16 protein-coding genes are annotated in these 17994 nt (G+C 59.6%); 5 read left to right on the top strand and 11 right to left on the bottom strand.

From position 1 onward, the window contains the following. Position 1: 1 nt before the first annotated feature. From PTE30175_RS01350 to PTE30175_RS01320, 7 genes are all read right to left on the bottom strand, one after another. A complete protein-coding gene (locus PTE30175_RS01350) occupies positions 2 to 1153 on the bottom strand; it encodes an aromatic ring-hydroxylating oxygenase subunit alpha (RefSeq protein WP_150695247.1) in 1152 nt (383 codons plus the stop codon). Between the two features lie 127 nt (positions 1154 to 1280). Next, on the bottom strand, positions 1281 to 2108 hold the full coding sequence (locus PTE30175_RS01345) for an ABC transporter permease (protein ID WP_150695246.1): 828 nt from the start codon (positions 2106 to 2108) through the stop codon (positions 1281 to 1283). Positions 2109 to 2172: 64 nt separating this feature from the next. Further along, complete coding sequence (locus PTE30175_RS01340) at positions 2173 to 3429, bottom strand: ABC transporter permease (RefSeq protein ID WP_150695245.1); 1257 nt, start codon at positions 3427 to 3429, stop codon at positions 2173 to 2175. A gap of 75 nt (positions 3430 to 3504) precedes the next feature. Next, positions 3505 to 4560, bottom strand: a complete 1056-nt coding sequence (locus tag PTE30175_RS01335; RefSeq protein WP_150695244.1) for an ABC transporter substrate-binding protein — start codon at positions 4558 to 4560, stop codon at positions 3505 to 3507. 2 nt (positions 4561 to 4562) lie between these two features. Further along, positions 4563 to 5768, bottom strand: a complete 1206-nt coding sequence (locus PTE30175_RS01330) for an ABC transporter ATP-binding protein (protein ID WP_150695243.1) — start codon at positions 5766 to 5768, stop codon at positions 4563 to 4565. Positions 5769 to 5811: 43 nt separating this feature from the next. Then, a complete protein-coding gene (locus PTE30175_RS01325) occupies positions 5812 to 6963 on the bottom strand; it encodes an aromatic ring-hydroxylating oxygenase subunit alpha (protein ID WP_150695242.1) in 1152 nt (383 codons plus the stop codon). 119 nt (positions 6964 to 7082) lie between these two features. Beyond that, positions 7083 to 8006 carry a LysR family transcriptional regulator gene (locus tag PTE30175_RS01320; RefSeq protein WP_150695392.1) on the bottom strand — a complete coding sequence of 308 codons (924 nt, stop codon included), beginning with the start codon at positions 8004 to 8006 and terminating at the stop codon, positions 7083 to 7085. A gap of 253 nt (positions 8007 to 8259) precedes the next feature. Between PTE30175_RS01320 and PTE30175_RS01315 the strand changes: the two genes are divergently transcribed. The 4 genes from PTE30175_RS01315 (at position 8260) to PTE30175_RS01300 (ending at position 12071) form a co-directional block, all read left to right on the top strand. After that, a complete protein-coding gene (locus PTE30175_RS01315; protein WP_150695241.1) occupies positions 8260 to 9606 on the top strand; it encodes a flavin-containing monooxygenase in 1347 nt (448 codons plus the stop codon). Beyond that, a complete protein-coding gene (locus PTE30175_RS01310) occupies positions 9606 to 10037 on the top strand; it encodes a RidA family protein (protein WP_150695240.1) in 432 nt (143 codons plus the stop codon). Before PTE30175_RS01315 ends, PTE30175_RS01310 begins: the two co-directional genes overlap by 1 nt. An 11-nt stretch (positions 10038 to 10048) precedes the next feature. Beyond that, the gene (locus PTE30175_RS01305; RefSeq protein ID WP_150695239.1) at positions 10049 to 10726 is read left to right on the top strand and encodes a DUF1028 domain-containing protein; all 678 of its coding nucleotides are present in this window, start codon (positions 10049 to 10051) and stop codon (positions 10724 to 10726) included. 136 nt (positions 10727 to 10862) lie between these two features. Further along, positions 10863 to 12071, top strand: a complete 1209-nt coding sequence (locus PTE30175_RS01300) for an MFS transporter (RefSeq protein ID WP_150695238.1) — start codon at positions 10863 to 10865, stop codon at positions 12069 to 12071. A 113-nt stretch (positions 12072 to 12184) separates the two neighbouring features. On the opposite strand, the gene PTE30175_RS01295 is transcribed toward PTE30175_RS01300, so the two are convergent. Both PTE30175_RS01295 and PTE30175_RS01290 read right to left on the bottom strand, forming a co-directional pair. Then, positions 12185 to 12721 (bottom strand): hypothetical protein, encoded by a 537-nt coding sequence (locus tag PTE30175_RS01295; protein WP_150695237.1) that lies wholly within the window; start codon positions 12719 to 12721, stop codon positions 12185 to 12187. 32 nt (positions 12722 to 12753) lie between these two features. Beyond that, on the bottom strand, positions 12754 to 13377 hold the full coding sequence (locus PTE30175_RS01290; RefSeq protein WP_150695236.1) for a hypothetical protein: 624 nt from the start codon (positions 13375 to 13377) through the stop codon (positions 12754 to 12756). 767 nt (positions 13378 to 14144) lie between these two features. On the opposite strand from PTE30175_RS01290, the gene PTE30175_RS01280 reads away from it, so the two are divergent. Continuing rightward, positions 14145 to 14453, top strand: a complete 309-nt coding sequence (locus PTE30175_RS01280) for a DUF4148 domain-containing protein (RefSeq protein ID WP_150695234.1) — start codon at positions 14145 to 14147, stop codon at positions 14451 to 14453. Between the two features lie 792 nt (positions 14454 to 15245). Here PTE30175_RS01280 and PTE30175_RS01275 read toward each other — a convergent pair. Both PTE30175_RS01275 and PTE30175_RS01270 read right to left on the bottom strand, forming a co-directional pair. Next, complete coding sequence (locus PTE30175_RS01275; protein ID WP_150695233.1) at positions 15246 to 16079, bottom strand: SDR family NAD(P)-dependent oxidoreductase; 834 nt, start codon at positions 16077 to 16079, stop codon at positions 15246 to 15248. Between the two features lie 40 nt (positions 16080 to 16119). Beyond that, a complete protein-coding gene (locus tag PTE30175_RS01270) occupies positions 16120 to 17859 on the bottom strand; it encodes a class I adenylate-forming enzyme family protein (protein WP_150695232.1) in 1740 nt (579 codons plus the stop codon). Positions 17860 to 17994 lie beyond the last annotated feature (135 nt).

The raw sequence follows: 17994 nt of genomic DNA, 5'->3' as shown, positions 1-17994 counted from the left end.
TTCAGATGCAGATTCGACGTGCCATGTAGCGATGAAAATCACGCAACGTTCCTTCGAGGTCTTCCGATGCGAGCGGGCCAGGTGAGTAGAACCTGGACGCGAGGCCCGTCTGCAGCATTTCCAGTTTCACTCGATCTTCGGCGTTGAACGAATCGGCGAACGCGATATATTTCTGCAGGTTTTCCTCGCTTGGCGCCGTTTCGTGACCCGCGATGCCCCAACGGATCGCCACGCTGCCCGTCGAAGCCGGTCTCAGCAGGAGATAGATCGACTGGTGGGGCATATACGTGACGACCAGATTCGGGAAGACACTGAAAATGAAACTGTACCGACGCTCTGCCGCAGACAGTTCGGGATGGAACGGGGCACGCTGGGCCGATTCAGGCGTGTAGTGCGAACGGTACGCCGAGAAGTGGCCGTTGCCCGGCACATACTCAGATAACTCTGACGGAGTCGTCGGACGCAGGGTCTTCGGGTGCGTCGCGTTCAGGTGATAGCCTTCCATGAAGTTTTCGGCAAGGCATTTCCAGTTGGTGTTCCACACCTCTTCCCGCGTGTAATACAGGTTGCGCTCTTCATGATGGTAATTGCGGATGTGAGGTTCGAGCGGCGCAAGGGATGGCGCAAGCGGCGCCGCCGTGCCGTCCAGATTGACGAAGATGAAGTTCTGCCAGATCGTCGTTGCAATGGTTGGCAACGCACAGCGTGCAGGATCGAGCGCCTTGCTTTCCTGCATCAGCGGTGCGCGTTTGAGCTTGCCATCGAGGTCGTAGCTCCAGGCATGGTAGCCGCAGACATGCACGGCAGCATTGCCGCGACCGGTCGCGACCAGGTTGCCACGGTGCCGGCAGACGTTTGCGAATACACGGACCTCGCCCTGTGAAGTGCGCTGCACCAGAAGCGGCTCACCGATCATCTCCGTGGTGAAGTAGTCGCCGTTGTTCGGAATCTCACCTACGTGTCCGACGCAGGCCCAGCCACTACGGAATACCCGCTCGCGCTCCAGTTCTGCGAAGCGCTCCGAGGTGTAGAAAGCGCCCGGCATGGCATGGCTGGCACGATCGGAGGTAACGGCCAGCGTCGTAAGCGCGTCGAGTAGCTGGCGGTCGGCTTGCGACGACATCATGGCTGTGGCGTTGACAACATTGGACATAAATCAGGCTCCTGGGCTGCACTTGGGGGCCGACTGGCCTTGCAGCGAGTCAATGAAAATGGTGGCGAACAGCGCGGCCCGCCGTCATGCCGGAGGCTGGCCACGGGAAATGCGTGGAGGGCAGGACTCAGGCGAAGGACCGGTTCGCCGCTGCGGCGCGTTTGCGCAGCCAGTTCATGCACGCGAAAAGGGCCATGGCAAATACCATCAGAAGCGTGGCTACGGCAAGGATGGACGGGTCAATGGATTCGCGTATGCCGCTCCACATCTGCCGGGGCACTGTGCGCTGGTCTGGGCCGCCAATGAACAGGATCACGATCACTTCGTCGAAAGAGGTCGCAAAAGCGAAAACGCTACCGGTTGCAACGGCCGGAGCGATCAGCGGAAGTGTGACGCGTCGGAAGGTGACCCAAGGCGGGGCGCCAAGCCCGGACGCGGCGCGCAGGAGGCTCTGGTCAAAGGAGAGCATGGAAGCCGTCACGGTGATCACGACGAATGGGGTGCCAAGTGCGGCGTGCGAAAGAACGACGCTAAGATAGGAATTGACGAGCCCCAGGGGCGAGTACACCAGATAGAAGCCAGCCGCGACAACGACGATCGGCACGATCATCGGCGACACGATGATCGGCATGACGACAGCGCGGAATGGAAAGTGCGAACGGCTCAGGCCGAGCGCCGCCAGGGTGCCGAAGACGGTTGCGATTATCGTCGATGCAGCGCCGATGCCGATGCTGTTCGCAAACGCGCGCTGCCAGTCTGACGAACTGAGTGCCGCCTCGTACCAGCGTAGGGAAAAGCCCTGCATCGGGTACGAGAAGAACGATCCAGCGTTGAATGACAGCGGAACGATCGCAAGGATCGGCGCAACGAGGAAGAAGAAGATCACTGCGCAGTGCACGTTAAGTCCCGCGCCAGCGATGCGCTCCGATAGAAGCCGGGTTCGTCCGTCTTTCATTTGAGTCCGCCTGTTAATGATCGGTGAACAGTGAGTCTATGGGTGTCGAAGGCGGCAAACCGCCTCAGCCGAAACGCAGGCGGTCGATGCCAACGAGCCGGTTGAATATGAAATAGAAAACCGCGGTGAATACGACGAGATAGCACGAAAGTGCGCCCGCAAGCCCCCAGTTCAACTGGTCATTGGTTTGCGATGCAATGATCTGGCTGATCATCTCGTCTCCCGCGCCACCGAGCAGGGCTGGCGTGATGTAGTAACCGAGCGCCAGGACGAATACAAGGAAGCACCCTGCACCCACCCCTGGAAGCGTTTGCGGGATATAAATCCGCACGTACGCGAGCGCGGGATGAGCGCCGAGCGACTTCGCTGCTCGCATGTATGACGGCGACACATTTTTCATGACCGAGTAGATCGCCAGGATCATGTACGGCAGCAGGATGTGTGTCATGCCGATCAGCACCCCAGTCCGATTGAAGATCAGCGGCAGCGGGTGGCTAATGAGCCCGAACTTCATCAATGCGGTATTGATGACGCCGCTCGGCTGCAAGAGTACGTACCAGGCAGTGGTACGAACGAGAAGCGATGTCCAGAAGGGCACGATCACAAATAGCATCAAGCGGTTGCTCTGCTTCTCCGGCAGGGTAGCGAGCAGATATGCGACTGGATAGCCAAGCAACAGACAAAGCAAGGTGACCGTTGCACTGATCGTCACGGTGCGACCGAATGCGGCGCGATACACGGCACTGTCGGCCGCAACCTGCGTTACCGAACCATCTGATGCCACGTGCGCGTCAACGGCATTCAGGAGATAGTCAGGGGTAGGCGACACGGAAGCCCGCTTCAGCAGGCGCCAGGTTTCCGGCTCATTCCAGCGGGAATCAATATCGATCAGCGCCGGCTTCCATTGCGCAGGGGACGCGGACCGCGCGGCGCGGGCGGTCTTGAAGAGCAGGCTCCGGTACTCCGACTTATAGAAGTTCATGCGCCTTGCGATGTTGCCGAGCTGGCCATCCTGGCCAGCACCCTTCAGGTCGTGTGCGAGCGCAGCAAAGGCCGGCTCCCCGGGGACGCCGGTACCGTTCCACGTTGACAGCGCTGCGGCCAACTGCGGCATGCCGGCCCGGACTTCCGGATTTTGGACGCTGCGCCCGAGCAGGCTCGTGATCGGTGCGACAAACGTCACCAGAAGAAAGGCGATGAGGGGCATAGCCAACAGCAAGGCACGTGCCGCCGCCTTTCGACGGGCGGCGCGAAACGACTCGCGGTCCGCAGCTTGCGGCCCGCGGCCGAACGGAACGGTAGATGGCAGCAGCATTTTCATCGTTGTCAATGTCTCTTGCTCTGATCGGGCCGACGCAATCGCGTCGGCCCGAGTTGTCCCGATGCGGGCCGGTCGTTACTGCGTCAGCCAGTTCTGGAAGCGTTTGGTGATCGCATCCGCGTTGTCAGCCCAGAACGAGGCGTTGATCTGCAGCGGGCGCTTGAAGTTCTCCGGTGCAGTCGGCAGGTCGTTCAGACGCGCCTTGTCGATGAGCGGAATCGAGTTCTTGCGCGGAGGCGCATACGCGATGTATTTCGACAGATCGGCGTATGCCTGCGGCGTCGAAGCAGAGGCGATGAACTTCTTCGCTGCCTCGGCGTGCTTGGCGCCCTTGGGAACGCCCCACCATTCGAAGTCGTACACCTGCGCGTCCCAGACGATCTTGAACGGCTTCTTGTCCTTGTGAATCGCGTCGTCGATCCGGCCGTTGTATGCCTGCACCATCACCACTGCGCCGTCGGCGAGCAGCTGCGGCGCCTGCGCCCCCGCTTCCCACCAGACGATGCTCGACTTGATCGTGTCGAGCTTCTTGAAGGCGCGATCGACGCCGGCCGGCGTGCCGAGTACCTTATAGACGTCCTGCGGCGCCACACCGTCAGCGATCAGCGCCCATTCCACCGCAGCCTTCGGCGACTTGCGCATGCCACGCTTGCCCGGGAATTTTTTCAGGTCGAAGAAATCGTTGATCGTGGTCGGCGCGGCCTTCAGCGTGGTCGTGTCATACGCATAGACCGTGGACCACACCATAGACGCAACAGCGCAGTCGCTGATGGCGTTGGGCAGGAAGTCGCCGGTATTGCCGAGCGTTTTCTTGTCGATTTTTTCGAGCAAACCCTCGTCGCACGCAGTAATGGCGTCGTTCGATTCGAGGTCCATCAGATCCCATGTCGGGTTCTTGGCCTGCTCCATGGCCTGGAGCTTGGCGAGACCACCGTCATACGACTCAGTCGAAAACTGGTCGCCGGTTTTTGCGGTGAACGGCTCGAACCACGCCTTCTTTCCGGCGGCTTCATAGGCCCCGCCAAAAGTGACAACCGAGATCGTGTTGGCAGCGTGGGCAGCAGCAGCGCCGAATACCCCGAGCGCGCATGCCGCGATGGTGGTTCCAACTAGCGAGATTCTGGTCTTCATTTCTAGTTAACTCCTGCGATGAGTGGCGATGCGGACGATGAAGCGAAAGTGGTCGAACACTCGACAACGTCATGCGTAGCGGCAGTAGAACGGGGGGCCGCATTCGCGGGTAATACCTTGCAGTCGTCACGTCGCCACGTCACGGCGGTTTGACCGCCGAGTGACGGGAGATCGTGATGTTGGGTGTTTGGCACCTTGACTGCCACGGTTTCGCCGTGGCCGAGTTTCAGATGTACGCGATGGTGGTCGCCGCAGTAGACGAGCTCCTGCACAAGGCCCCGCACAATGTTCATGTTCTGACGCTCCGCTTCCCGCACCGCGTCCGGCGTCGCCGCCACATGAGCGCGCTCGGGGCGCAAAGCCAGCATTGCGGCGCCACCGGCGGCCAACCCGGTGCCGGCGCGACCGAATACGATACTGCCATCGGCGAGTCGCATCGCGGCCCATTCCCCGCTGTCAGGCATGACCCGGCCGGTGAGGCCATTGTTTTCCCCGACAAAGTTCGCAACGAACGCATTCGCCGCGTTTTCATACAGTTCGGTTGGCGAGGCAGCCTGCTGGATACGACCATCAGAGAACACCGCGACGCGGTCCGACATCGTCAGTGCCTCGTTCTGGTCGTGCGTCACATAGACAATTGTCAGTGACAGTTCGCGATGCAGACGCATGATTTCGTACTGCATGGTCTCCCGTAGCCGCTTATCGAGAGCACCGAGCGGTTCGTCCATCAACACGACGCTGGGCTCGAACACCAGCGCGCGCGCGAGCGCGACGCGCTGCTGTTGGCCACCCGACAGTTGTGCCGGACGACGCCCTGCCAGATGCGCGAGCTCCACCATTTCCAGCGCCCGCATGACGCGCGTCTTCTGCTCGCTGCGACTCACCTTGCGTACAGACAACGGGAACGCCACGTTCTCTGCAATCGTCATGTGCGGAAACAGCGCATAGTTCTGAAACACCATGCCGATGTCTCGCTGGTGGGGCGGCTTGTCATCCAGCCGCTTGCCTGCAAGGCGGATTTCGCCGCGCGTCGGCGATTCGAAGCCGGCGAGAATCATCAGCGTCGTGGTCTTTCCCGAACCCGACGGCCCGAGCAGCGACACGAATTCTCCGCGAGCAACGTCGAGTTCGAGTCCTTCTACCACGCTGTGGACGCCGTCATATGATTTGCTGACGTCTCTGAAGGAAATAAACGGTTCAATTGACATAGGAAGTCCCGCAGAAGTTTGACTGTCAACCGACGCGACGTGGTTACGCTGTGCCGAGGCGGCTCGCGAGATAGCGCGCAAAGTCGTAGTTGGGCCGCTCAAGGTGGCTCAGATGACCAGGCTTCGCGAGCGGTGCCTGCACGCCCCGGAACACCGACTCCACGCCACGCCGGTCTTCCGCGTTGACTTCGTCAAGCAGCGCCTTGAGCGTCGCCATGTACTCGTCGGCTTTCAGATCGTTGACGAATTCCGGCGCCAGACCGCCGCCGAAGCGGATGTGAACCTGATCGACACCGCGCGGCTGGAGAATCAGGTACCAGAAGTAGCCCGGAGTGAGCGTGATGAGGTGGGTCGGGTAGATCGCCAGCAGCGCGGTGGTACGGCGCCAATGGCCTTCCAGGCGCGAATTGTCCGGGTGAGCATTGCCGATCGGCAGCGATGCTTCTTTCGTGATCCAGTGATAGTTGAACGCCGGCAGGCCCGGCGGACATTCCATTTCTTCGAGTTTCGAGTGCGGCCCCACCGTCGACCGATGCAGCATCGGCAGATGGTAGCTCTCCATGAAGTTTTCCGCGAGGATCTTCCAGTTGGTGTGCCAGATGTGTTCTTCGTGGAAAGTCTCGACGTAGGCGGTCATGCCGTAAGGCTCGATCAGATTCGTCAGTTCCGACAGATGCGTTTGAACCGAGGGCGCATGCTCATTGAGCGTCACATAGATCCATCCCTGCCACGTCTCGCACCGCACCGAAGGCAGTTGGTATTGCTCCTTGCAGAACCCTGCCTGACGCTCCATCATCGGAGCGTTGGCAAGCGATCCGTCGAGAGCGTAATTCCACGCGTGATACGGACACACGATGCGGCGCACGTTGCCCCGGCCTTCGAGCAGCACCGACATGCGGTGCAGACATACGTTGGAGAAGGCGCGCAATTCGCCGTTCGTGTCACGCAGAACAACGATCGGCTGATCGTCGATCGTGGCGGTGAGATAGTCGCCATTCTTCGCAAGCGCGCTCGCCCGGCCTACACAGAGCCAATCGTTGCGGAACACCTCACGTTGCTCCAGCGCCAGGAATGCCCCCGACGTATAGACCTCGGGTGGCATCGCACGAGCGTCCTCGAATGGGCGCTCGCAGTTGTTACGCAGGGCGCGGACGATTTCAAAACCACTGTCCGTCGAATTGGGAAGTGCAGTCATGCGTGCCTCCACGTCAATGTGTGAATCGATAAGCACAATCTACCAATCCAAATTACCAGCAAATAAATTGTTTTCTGATGCACTGGATAGGTTTTGTCTATGCGCGCACTTTGCGCCGCCTAGTCGATGTGCAGGAGGCGAATGTACGATTCGCAAAATGTTGCGAAGCGCTTGACTACCTCGCGTGGCTTCATGGTGCTCGGCAGCGCGACGCCCAAGGTCGTCGCGTTGACGTTTTCCTTGAAGCGCTTGATGACGAAATCTTCGCCATCGACGGTTCGGCTCGACTTGAGCGGAAAGTTGAGAATGCTGTAACCCAGTCCGTTGGCCACCATCCCGCGAACGACTTCCGGCTGCGACGAGCGGAACGAGGCCGCCGGGCGGGTGCCTACAGCATCGAACAGTGCGGAGAAGTATTCGCGGCTGTGGGGTAGATCGAGCATCACATACGGCTCGGGGATCAGGTCAGCCAGTGAGACCTTGCGGGCCCGCGCCAGTCGGTGGGTTTTGGGCAGGATCACGTAGGGTGGCAGCGACAGCAATGGGGTAAACGTGATGCCATCGGTGATGTCGAGGTTATAGGTAAGGGCAATATCGAGTGAGCCGTCGTGCAGTCCACTGAGCAGGACATCCTGATGGGCCTCCGTGGTCCGGAACGTAATCGCGGAGTGATCCCGGACAAAACGGCTGATGATGCCCGGCATCAACGGGGGCGCGAGCGAGACGAGGCATCCCAGCGAGATCGAGCCGGTCACCCCACCGTCCATCTCCCTGGCAGTCAACTGCAGTTCTTCCGCATTCTTCAGCAGGTTTCGCGCATGCCCCAGGAGATCGCGCCCCGCTTGTGTCAGTGACAGGCCGCTTGCGTGGTGGCGGATGAACAACTGAACACCAAACGACACTTCGAGATCGGCAACTGCTGTGGAAATGGACGGCTGTGAGATGTGCAGAAGCTTGGCGGCGGCCGTGAATGAGAGGGTTTCGGCGGTGACTACAAAGTATCGAAGCTGCCGCAGCGAATAGCGTACGGGATTGACTTCCATCGTGGCCTCCTTGGTCTTTTCCCGGCGAATGACGGTTTGCTCAAAAAAGCTTGCATAGTTAAACACAATGCAGAGCATTTTTTTAATATGTTTTCCCCCATGTGCGCCGAAGCGTAGAGTCGGACCGGACGTGACAGGGAAAGTCCCGATGCGCCGGTATCGGCTCGAGCATCGCGAGCGTTGACGCGCGTCCATGGCGCAACGCGCCATGAAGACAGAACCGAAACAGACTGCTACTCAGAAGGAGACAGCCATGACGGCTGAAACAAAGTCGATCGACACTCTGGTTGTGGGCGCAGGCCAGGCCGGCGTTGCGATGAGCGAACACCTGAGCAAGCTCGGTGTGCCGCATCTCGTGCTCGAGCGAGACCGCATCGCCGAGCGTTGGCGCACCGGCCGTTGGGATTCGCTGGTCGCTAATGGGCCGGCCTGGCATGATCGGTTTCCTGGTATGGAATTCGAAGGACTCGATCCGGACGCCTTCGCAGGTAAGGAGCAGGTCGCGGATTACTTCGTCGCCTATGCGAAGCAATTCCATGCGCCGATCCGTACCGGCGTGGAAGTGACGAAGGTCGTGCGCCAAACGGGCCGCCCGGGCTTCATCGTCGAGACGAGCGATGGCACGTTCGAAGCAAATCGCGTGGTGGTTGCGACGGGGCCATTCCAGCGTCCGGTGATTCCGCCGATCGCGCCGCAAGATGCAAGTCTCACGCAGATACATTCGGCCGACTATCGCAACCCTGCCCAATTGCCGGAGGGCGCCGTGCTGGTGGTCGGCGCGGGTTCGTCGGGCACGCAGATCGCCGACGAACTGCGCCGCGCGGGCCGCGCGGTGTATCTGTCCGTCGGCGCGCACGATCGTCCGCCGCGCGCGTATCGAAACCGCGACTTCTGCTGGTGGCTCGGCGTGCTGGGTGAGTGGGATAAAGAGGCAGCAGGGCCGGGGCGCGAGCACGTGACGATCGCCGTGAGCGGGGCCTACGGCGGCCAGACCATCGATTTCCGCCGTCTCGCTCACGAGGGTATGACGCTCGTCGGATTAACCAAGTCGTTCAAGGATGGCCTTGTGACCTTTGAACAAGACCTCGTCGAGAATCTGAAGCGCGGCGACGAAAATCTCTTCTTGCTGCTCGACGCTGCGGATGCCTATGTCGAGCGCACCGGCATTGACCTTCCGGAAGATCCCGCGGCGCGCTACATTCCGCCCGATCCGGAGTGCGTGAAGCATCCGCTGCGCGAACTCGATCTGGCGAAGGCCGGTGTCAAGACAATCATCTGGGCGACCGGTTATGCGCTCGACTATAGCTGGCTACACGTCGACGCGTTCGACGAGAAAGGCAAGCCGAAGCATCAGCGCGGCGTATCGAAAGAGCCGGGCGTGTATTTTCTCGGCCTACCGTGGCTTTCCCGCCGCGGATCGTCGTTCATCTGGGGCGTCTGGCACGATGCGAAACACGTCGCCGATCAAATCGTCACACAGCGCAAATACCTCGCGTATCGCGATGCCTCGCAACGCAGTCTGGACAATGTACGGGCAATGAAAGTGGAAGCGCCGACTGCCAAGGACGCGCAACAAATTAACGAAATGGGAGTTATCTGATGCCGACGCATACCCGCATCCGCGCGTTCAACACGAAGGACACATACCCCAACCAGTCGCTCGACAACGATCTGTGCCAAGCGGTTCGCGCCGGCAACACGGTCTACGTCCGCGGCCAGGTCGGTACGGACTTCGACGGCAAACTTGTCGGTCTCGGGGACCCTGGCGCGCAGGCCGAGCAGGCGATGAAAAACGTGAAGCAGTTGCTTGAGGAAGCGGGCAGCGACCTGTCGCACATCGTCAAGACGACGACGTACATCATCGATCCGCGTTATCGCGAGCCTGTGTACAAGGAAGTCGGCAAGTGGCTGAAGGGCGTGTTTCCCATTTCCACGGGTCTTTGCGTGAGCGCGCTCGGCCAGCCGCAGTGGCTGATGGAAATCGATGTAATTGCGGTGATTCCGGATAACTGGACGCCTGCGCAGGCGTAAGGAGAGAGGCCATGACATTCTCGATCGTCGGACGTTGTCAGCAGACCGGGCAGCTTGGCATCGCCATCAGTTCGTCGAGCGTTTCGGTGGGCGCGCGTTGTCCGTGGGTGCGCGCGGGCGTCGGCGCGGTGGCGACGCAGAACATCACGCTACCGGCGCTCGGCCCCGAAATTCTGGACCTGATGGAGCGCGACCGGCTTGCGGCCGGGGCCGCGCTCGACCGCGCGTTGAGCGCGGATCAATGGAGCGAATACCGTCAGGTTTCGGTGATCGACCATCAGGGCCGCACGGCGGTGTTCACTGGCAACCAGGCGCTAGGCATGCATAACGCGGTTGCGGGGGATCAGTGCGTCGCAGCAGGCAATCTGCTGGCGAGCAAAGCGGTGATCGACGCGATGGCGAAGGTGTTTGAATCGGCGCAAGGCGTACTCGCGGACCGCTTGCTCGCCGCGATGCATGCTGCGGTGAAAGCGGGGGGCGAAGCGGGGCCGGTGCATTCGGCGGCGTTGAAGATCGTCGACAAGACAAGCTGGCCTGCGGTCGATCTGCGCGTCGACTGGGCGGACTTCGATCCGATCGGCCAACTCGACGCGTTGTGGCGGAGATACCGGCCGCAGATGCAGGACTACGTGACGCGCGCTCTGAATCCGACCGCCGCACCGAGCTACGGCGTGCCGGGCGATGAGTGAACTGTCGAGCCGCGCGCTGCTCGGGCGGCTCGAAGCGATCTGAGACGAGCTCTCGCAGCCGGAACATCACGACGGGCGCGGAGGCGGCGTGGCAGAATGGGACGCCTCTTAACGTGATCCCGTCCTCAGAATCGAGATGACCGTGAATCCGGCCCCGCTCATTTCGCGCCCCGCCATCCCTCGCACCGTCTGGGCGCTGGGGTTTGTAAGCCTATTCATGGATTTGTCGTCTGAGTTGGTCCATGCGCTGTTGCCGATCTACCTGGTGACAACTATGGGCATGAGCGTTGCGGCCCTCGGCGTGTTAGAGGGTGCCGCCGAAGCCACCGCGATGATCGTCAAGATCTTCTCCGGGGCGATTAGCGACTGGCTGGGCCGTCGAAAGGGACTGCTACTCCTTGGCTATGGCCTCGCCGCCCTTACCAAGCCTCTCTTTCCACTCGCAAGCACACCGGCAGTAGTCGCGACCGCACGCATGCTTGATCGCGTCGGGAAAGGCATTCGAGGGGCGCCGCGCGATGCGTTGGTCGCGGATGTTGCCCCCGCCGAGATACGCGGTGCATGCTTCGGACTGCGGCAATCAATGGACACCATCGGCGCCTTTGTTGGACCGCTCCTGGCGATTGGGTTGATGTTTTGGTTCGCGGATCACATCCGCGCGGTCCTGTGGTTTGCCGTCGTGCCGGCGTTTATCGCCGTCGCACTGATCCTGTTCGGCGTTAATGACCAGGAACACGAGCACGGGACACATCGATTCCGCTCGCCACTTCACTGGCGAGCGTTACGCGAATTTCCGGCCCGCTACTGGTTCATCGTGACCATCGGCGCCATATTCACGCTGGCGCGCTTCAGTGAGGCGTTTCTGGTTTTACGTGCGCAGCAGACCGGGCTCGATCTCGCGTTGATTCCGGCAGTCATGGTTGCAATGAGTCTCGCGTACGCCGCTTCCGCCTATCCGGTCGGCTTGCTCTCCGACCAGTTTGATCGGCGGGCCTTACTTGCTTGCGGCCTGGTGTTGCTCATCGTTGCGGATGTGCTGCTGGGGGTGTCCGCGTCAATTCCGACGATGTTCATCGGCGTCGCCGTGTGGGGCCTTCATATGGGATTCACGCAAGGAATTCTCGCGGGCATGGTCGCTGAAACGTCGCCAACAGCACTACGCGGCACCGCATTTGGCGTCTTCAACCTGGCGAGCGGCGTTTGCATGCTTCTGGCGAGCGCGACTGCGGGATGGTTATGGGATCGATTTGGCGCTCCGACTACATTCTTTGCTGGCGCCGCCATGGCCACCTTCCCTTTGGTCATGTGTTGGTTCGTTCCTCGTCAGATTGAGAGTCCGGCCTGACCGACGTGCGCTGAATATCTCACTACCTCGGGCGCTCCCGCTTGATGATCTCTCTCTACGTGAAGTCACACTGGCGCGGCGTGGATTTTGTTGTGCTGTTGCCGCCTCGGAACTTAGTCGCTCTGCGCGGTCTGTTTCAGTTGTATTTTTATTGACCGGTCGTCATAATTCTGAATGCATTCCAGCTTTTCCGAATACTGCCCGCATATCTTTTGAAGCAAGTCAGGTATGCACTCGCCGTAAAATGCACCCTCAACCGGAAATGTTTCAGCTTCCTTTTGCAAGATTATACGTACATGACTGCGTTTATCATCAGAGAGGAGGTCTCTAACCGATGCAAGCGATTCATGCGCAGGAGGTTCCATCTTGATCGAGCGGGCGTAGTATCCCGCGCTTTTGTCGTACGCGAACTTCACGCCCTGATAAATAGCACCAACACCTGCCAGAAAGGTGAGTAGGCCAACGGCCGGCCCCGTAATCTTTACTGCCTTGACAATTTTTGCAACACCCTCGCCAAACTCCGCTTCACCAGCACTGTTGGTGGCCTTCGCCGCTTTCATTGGAAAGTAAACAAGCGCCCAAAGCGCGAGGCCTGTCACGACGGCTGCGACGCCCCCCGCCATGATTATAAAACCCAGCGATTGCTCCATCCTCCAGCAGTCGTATAGGTCGCGCATCTTTATTATCTTGGCTCTGGCATAAAAATGGTTGTAATTTTAATCTTCCTGTCGAAGATTAACTGCACAGCAGTCCTACTCACATGGTACTCAAGCTTCTTCCGTTCGCCTTTATATTCTGGCATTTTCCCCTGAAAGACGGCACCAATTTGTTTTGATTGTGTCTGAGCGAACTCCAGAACAGAAGCGTCCAGCTCCTTTAACTCGGCCGGCATGTTTCTCCTTAAATAGCCCGCGCGCATAAGGGCCGGGAGAGTTTTCTTGATGTATTCCGGGTTTGTGAGTTTGTCTATATTCCTGTCGCGAATATAAGTCAGATATTCAATCGAAATTGAGTAGGCCTCAGTCGCATAATCTTCGCCGCGCGTCGGCGCCATCATCGTCGCTATTCCAGGGTCTGCGCCGGTAGCGGCGAACGCGATATTACAAGTCTTGTTGGCCTCGGACATGACGATGGTGCATGCAGCTCGCGTACCGTAGGCCATTGTCTCCGTGCCGGATGGAAATTCGCAATAACAGGCCGCGCGCGCCACGCCGGGAATACTGGCCATCACCGCTCCCAAAACGCCCAGCAACACGCGTGTGCTGTCTGGCCCGGCCCACAGCCTGAATGCTTTTGTGTGGTGCATGATTCGCATCCTTTTCTTGCGCTTGACCAAAAGTGGCGACCTGGACTTCGGACGCATCCGATTGTCAGGTATAGCCCAGTTTCAGGGAAAGGCAAGGACTTCCGGGTTCAAGACGTGGTTCGAGCAACGGCGTTCGCACTGCCTGGAGGATCGGCCGCTGGCGCGTACCGGTGCCCCTCCCCTTCATACATGTGACCTCAGCGTTACGCTCCCGCTGACTACGCGTACGACTCATCTCCCACCTCCTGCATCCATCGGCGCTCCTGCATGGTCCGCTCATGGTAATGCCTGCGTGGATTGCCGCACATCCAGCAGCTACACGGAGTGGGTGTGTGAAACGCACGTCCCAGTTCCTTTGGATCAAGTTCACGGCCCCACCAGCGGCGGCACAAGCGCTGACGCAGCTTCCTCAGGCGTGCGGCGTGCGCACGTCGTTCTGCCTTTTTAGACATCACACATCCTGTTTCAAGTCTCGAATGTGCGAAAGCCCGCTCGATGGCGGGCTGTCGGGTCTGGTTGCGGAACAATTTAGACCCGGAAGTGATAACTGTCAATTGGACATGGCCGGAGCCGATGTGGTGGCAGCACAGGGAGGGAGGCGGTCCGTCGCTCGATCATTCCGCACGAATTCACCTCAAAATCAGCAACAATCAATTGAAAAGTGTCGCATTTATCTCCGAGTTGGGGCGCAATAGACTTCAGTTGTCGGCGGTGCAAAACATAAACCAAATGCGTCGCCACTTAACCAAACTGACAGGAGAGTCACCATGAACCGCTCGAACATCGCCATCGCCGTTGTTGCCGCTGCCCTTTCGCTGGGTGCCAGCGCTTCGTTTGCTGCCGACAATGGCAACAACTACCCCGAAATCGCCCAGCAAGGTCAGGGCCTGACCCGTGCCGAAGTGAAGGCCGAACTGACGCAAGCCCGTGCCGAAGGCCTCGTGGCACTGAACGATCAAAACTACCCGTCGCGAGCCACGCCGGCCTCGGAAGTGAGCCGTGCCGACGTGAAGCTGGCGCTTTCGCAAGCGCGTGCTTCGGGCGAAATCAACCAACGCATTTTCTCGGGTGCTTAAGCATCGCGATTGGCGACTGGAATCGGACTGGCTGTCATTGATGGAGGTCAGTCACTGAAAGAATAAGTTGGTGCCGGCGTTTTGTGGCCGGCAAGCCGGATCTTCGCTCCTGTCGTCATGTGCTTCCCAATAGCTCATGAATTCCCCGCCCCGGCATCGAGGCGGTTTTTTTATGCGCCGGGTGATCGCTATGGTCCCCACTCGCATCAATACCGGTCACATCCCGCGCCACTTTATTCTATGCCCCCACAGTCCCGGGGGGGCCGAATAGGCGGGCCGACGTAGGCTAGTGCCAACACCGGTGAAAATGCTGCCGCCCGTCGCAGTTAAGCTTGGCGTGCCAACAGATGCCTCGCTTACGCTTTGTCGACAGATGGGGCTCTCACTGGTTTCTGTCGCGCTTGCGCCGAACCTCACGCGACCGCTATTGTGATGTCCCATCCGAACCCGCGGCGGCCTGCTCAAACTCTACTGCACCGTCGGGAAGATTACACCGGACTACTGGATTTCTGGCGCCGCACTGCGGGCAGCGGAAGAACTCCAGGGATGGCACCTTATGCGCGCATTCTCCCGGTCATACTCCTTTTCGGCTTTCTTGGCGGCGTGGCTCACGCCGACTACAGGGCGGCGAGCGAAGCGTTTTCCACCCTGGACATGACAAGGGCATGGATCATTCTACGCACAGCCAAACTCAACTCAGCGACATCGCCAAGTTGCGTGATCCGACCGAACCGCGTCCAGTTCCACAGCCTGGACCCATAGCGGCCCTTCGCAAAAGGCATCTAACGGCCCCTAACGTCGTGGCGTTGGAAGATGGCCACCGTCAACATAGATGTTCTGTCCGGTGATCCATTCGCCTTGATCACTGCACAGGAACGCGACCAGGTGTGCGATGTCTTCGCCAGTACCTGCGCGTCCCAGGGAGATGTAGGCAGCAATCATGTCGTCCCACACCTTACCCCGCGGTACGTCGTCCAGTCGGCTCGTCTCGACGATCCCGGGAGCAACGACGTTTACTCGAATTTTCTTTGGCCCCAGTTCCCGTGCCATGATGGTCGTCAGTCCGTTGATAGCAACTTTCGTGGTGGCATATGCGCTGGTATCGGGGGCCAGCAGTTGCGCCGCGAGCGACGAAATGTTGATGATTGCTCCACCCTCACCTTGTTCGCCCATGCGCCTCGCAAACGCACGAGACATGTAGAATGTGCCGTTCAGGTTGGTGTTCATCACCCGTTGCCAGGTTTCGATCGACATCTCTGTAGCTGGCACGCGATCACCGCCGCGCGTTGCGCCGGCGTTGTTCACCAGGAAGTCCACTCGGCCGAATTCGTCTACCACACGCTCTAGCAGCGCATCCACCGACTCCGGGTTGCTGACGTCGGAAACCACCGGCAAGGCGCGCCGGCCGATCTGGCGAATTTCGTCGGCCACCGATTCGATATCGCGCCAGTTCACCTCGCGCTCGTCCTCAGGATACTGCTCCGCAGGGCGTCCTGTGCCCGTCAACACGACGTCGCAACCCGCTTGAGCCAACGCCAACGCAATCGGTCGGCCGATGCTACGCATTCGGCCTGCGCCGGTGACTACTGCAACCTTGCCTTCAAAACCGGTCAAAATGTACGACATGTCACCTCTCCCCTCTGAGTGTAAAACGCTGGGTGTTGCGTTAGACGGTGCCGGTAGCGCCATCGACTTGCGCAAGAATTTGTCGACGCAATTCATGACGCATGACTTTTTGGGTCGAATTGACGGGCAACGATGCAAGAAACACAACGCGCCGAGGCACTTTATAGGCGGCGAGTCGCTCGCCTAGGTGCTGCTTCAAGGCGTGCTCCGAAAGCGCTTTGCCTTCGATCAGCACGACAGCGACCACGATCTGTTCCCCGAGCCGATCATCTGGCACGCCGAAGGCGGCGGTCTGTGCAACGCAGCCATGCTCCATGACTGCAGCCTCCACCTCGTTGCATGAGATGTTTTCACCGCCCGAGATGACAATGTATTTTTTGCGATCGACGACGTGTAGATAACCTTCTGCATCCAGTCGGCCGATGTCGCCGGTTCTCAACCAACCTTCCTGCAAGACTTCCGCCGTGGCATGTGCCTGCTTGCAGTACTCACGCATCAGCATGGCGCCACGCACGAGAATTTCGCCTGGCTCACCGAGGGGGACTTCAACATCCTCTTCATTCACGATCCTGATATCGACGGAAGGGAACACTCTCCCGGACGCCGTCACATGGCTGTCCAACTCCTCACCGGCGATAGCGCACACCGTCCCACCGCACTCGGTCATGCCGTATCCAACACCGAGCACTGCTAGTGGAAAGGCCGTGGCAATCTCCTTGTAGAGTGCCGGTGCCAACGCCTGGCCACCGACACCAACCGAAAGCAGGGAATTGAAGCGCCGTCCGCTCCGATCCAGGCGTAGCATGTCCCAATACATCGCCGGTGCGCCGGAGAATGACGCGATGTGCTCTTGCGCAATCAGCGTCAGCGCGACGGCCGCGTCCCATTTGGGCAGGATGACAATCTTGCCGCCGCGCATCAGGCTAGTCAGGAACACCGCGTAGCAGCCGCTAACGCGAAACAGTGGAAAAGCCAGCAGTGACGCGGGTTGATGGGCCTCAGCTGCCCCGAAGGCATCCACACCTCGAAGCGCGACGATATGCGGGCGAACCAGTGCGCCTGACAGTTGGATGTGGGCCAGCCCTGTCAGCACACTGCGGTGGCTGAAGAGCGCTGCTTTCGATTTACCCGTGGTTCCGGAGGTGAACATGACGATTGCTTCGTCATCGGGTTGCACCGAAACCGGTTCGAGCGTCGCGCGCGCCCAGCCGTGCGTTACCTCGGTGAAGCTGAAGTTACCGAGTCGCGCGGTGCTGTCCGTTTCGCCATTGCTGACAACAATCATCGGGCACGATTTGTCGCCAGCTGCCAGCAGATGCGCTCGTCGCTCGTCGGCGATGACCATGACGCTGTCTGTCTCATCCAGCGCCGCTTCGACTTCCGCCATCGTTCCGCGGCTGTTGACCAGCACGGCGGTAGCACCTATTGCCGTCACTGCAATGAACGAGATCATCCATTCGGGTCGGTTGCTCATGACGATCGCAATCCGGTTGCCGTGCACGTTCGGCTTGCCGATTTTCTCTGTGAGGAACTGCCCAAGCGCAGCCGCCTTGCCAAAGACTTCGGCATAGGACATCAGTTGGTCATCGATGACGGTGAGGGTCCGTTGAGCATGCGTTGAAGCAAGTCGATAGATGTCGCACAAGTTCTGCGGACCGTTGCAAAAGACTCGGCAAGGATGGCCCTGGACCTCGACGGTACGCATCTCAAACGGTGCCCCAGGCGCTGTCAAAACGCTGATTGCATCGTCGAAGCCCGCGTGATACTCCGTGCTTGTCATTACGTTAGCGTCTCTTTTCTAGTTGTTTAATCAATCCATGACCAAGTCGCCGTGGCACGGTGAACGTGGAAGATGGCCGAAAACCGAGCCCTATTTTTACCCTGTGAGGAAGATAAACATCGTCCGATAAGACTA

Source organism: Pandoraea terrae (genome assembly GCF_902459695.1).
GTDB lineage: Bacteria > Pseudomonadota > Gammaproteobacteria > Burkholderiales > Burkholderiaceae > Pandoraea > Pandoraea terrae.
Note: the sequence above shows the minus strand (reverse complement) of the source record. Positions and strands in the feature narration are given on the sequence as shown.

Bases quoted from the DNA above. Each gene is read 5' to 3' on its own strand.
- PTE30175_RS01275 (WP_150695233.1), bottom strand. From the start codon at position 16,079: ATGTCGTACATTTTGACCGGTTTTGAAGGCAAGGTTGCAGTAGTCACC.
- PTE30175_RS01340 (WP_150695245.1), bottom strand. From the start codon at position 3,429: ATGAAAATGCTGCTGCCATCTACCGTTCCGTTCGGCCGCGGGCCGCAA.
- PTE30175_RS01305 (WP_150695239.1), top strand. From the start codon at position 10,049: ATGACATTCTCGATCGTCGGACGTTGTCAGCAGACCGGGCAGCTTGGC.
- PTE30175_RS01345 (WP_150695246.1), bottom strand. From the start codon at position 2,108: ATGAAAGACGGACGAACCCGGCTTCTATCGGAGCGCATCGCTGGCGCG.
- PTE30175_RS01315 (WP_150695241.1), top strand. From the start codon at position 8,260: ATGACGGCTGAAACAAAGTCGATCGACACTCTGGTTGTGGGCGCAGGC.
- PTE30175_RS01330 (WP_150695243.1), bottom strand. From the start codon at position 5,768: ATGTCAATTGAACCGTTTATTTCCTTCAGAGACGTCAGCAAATCATAT.
- PTE30175_RS01310 (WP_150695240.1), top strand. From the start codon at position 9,606: ATGCCGACGCATACCCGCATCCGCGCGTTCAACACGAAGGACACATAC.
- PTE30175_RS01325 (WP_150695242.1), bottom strand. From the start codon at position 6,963: ATGACTGCACTTCCCAATTCGACGGACAGTGGTTTTGAAATCGTCCGC.
- PTE30175_RS01270 (WP_150695232.1), bottom strand. From the start codon at position 17,859: ATGACAAGCACGGAGTATCACGCGGGCTTCGACGATGCAATCAGCGTT.
- PTE30175_RS01350 (WP_150695247.1), bottom strand. From the start codon at position 1,153: ATGTCCAATGTTGTCAACGCCACAGCCATGATGTCGTCGCAAGCCGAC.
- PTE30175_RS01300 (WP_150695238.1), top strand. From the start codon at position 10,863: ATGACCGTGAATCCGGCCCCGCTCATTTCGCGCCCCGCCATCCCTCGC.
- PTE30175_RS01290 (WP_150695236.1), bottom strand. From the start codon at position 13,377: ATGCACCACACAAAAGCATTCAGGCTGTGGGCCGGGCCAGACAGCACA.
- PTE30175_RS01295 (WP_150695237.1), bottom strand. From the start codon at position 12,721: ATGGAGCAATCGCTGGGTTTTATAATCATGGCGGGGGGCGTCGCAGCC.
- PTE30175_RS01280 (WP_150695234.1), top strand. From the start codon at position 14,145: ATGAACCGCTCGAACATCGCCATCGCCGTTGTTGCCGCTGCCCTTTCG.
- PTE30175_RS01320 (WP_150695392.1), bottom strand. From the start codon at position 8,006: ATGGAAGTCAATCCCGTACGCTATTCGCTGCGGCAGCTTCGATACTTT.
- PTE30175_RS01335 (WP_150695244.1), bottom strand. From the start codon at position 4,560: ATGAAGACCAGAATCTCGCTAGTTGGAACCACCATCGCGGCATGCGCG.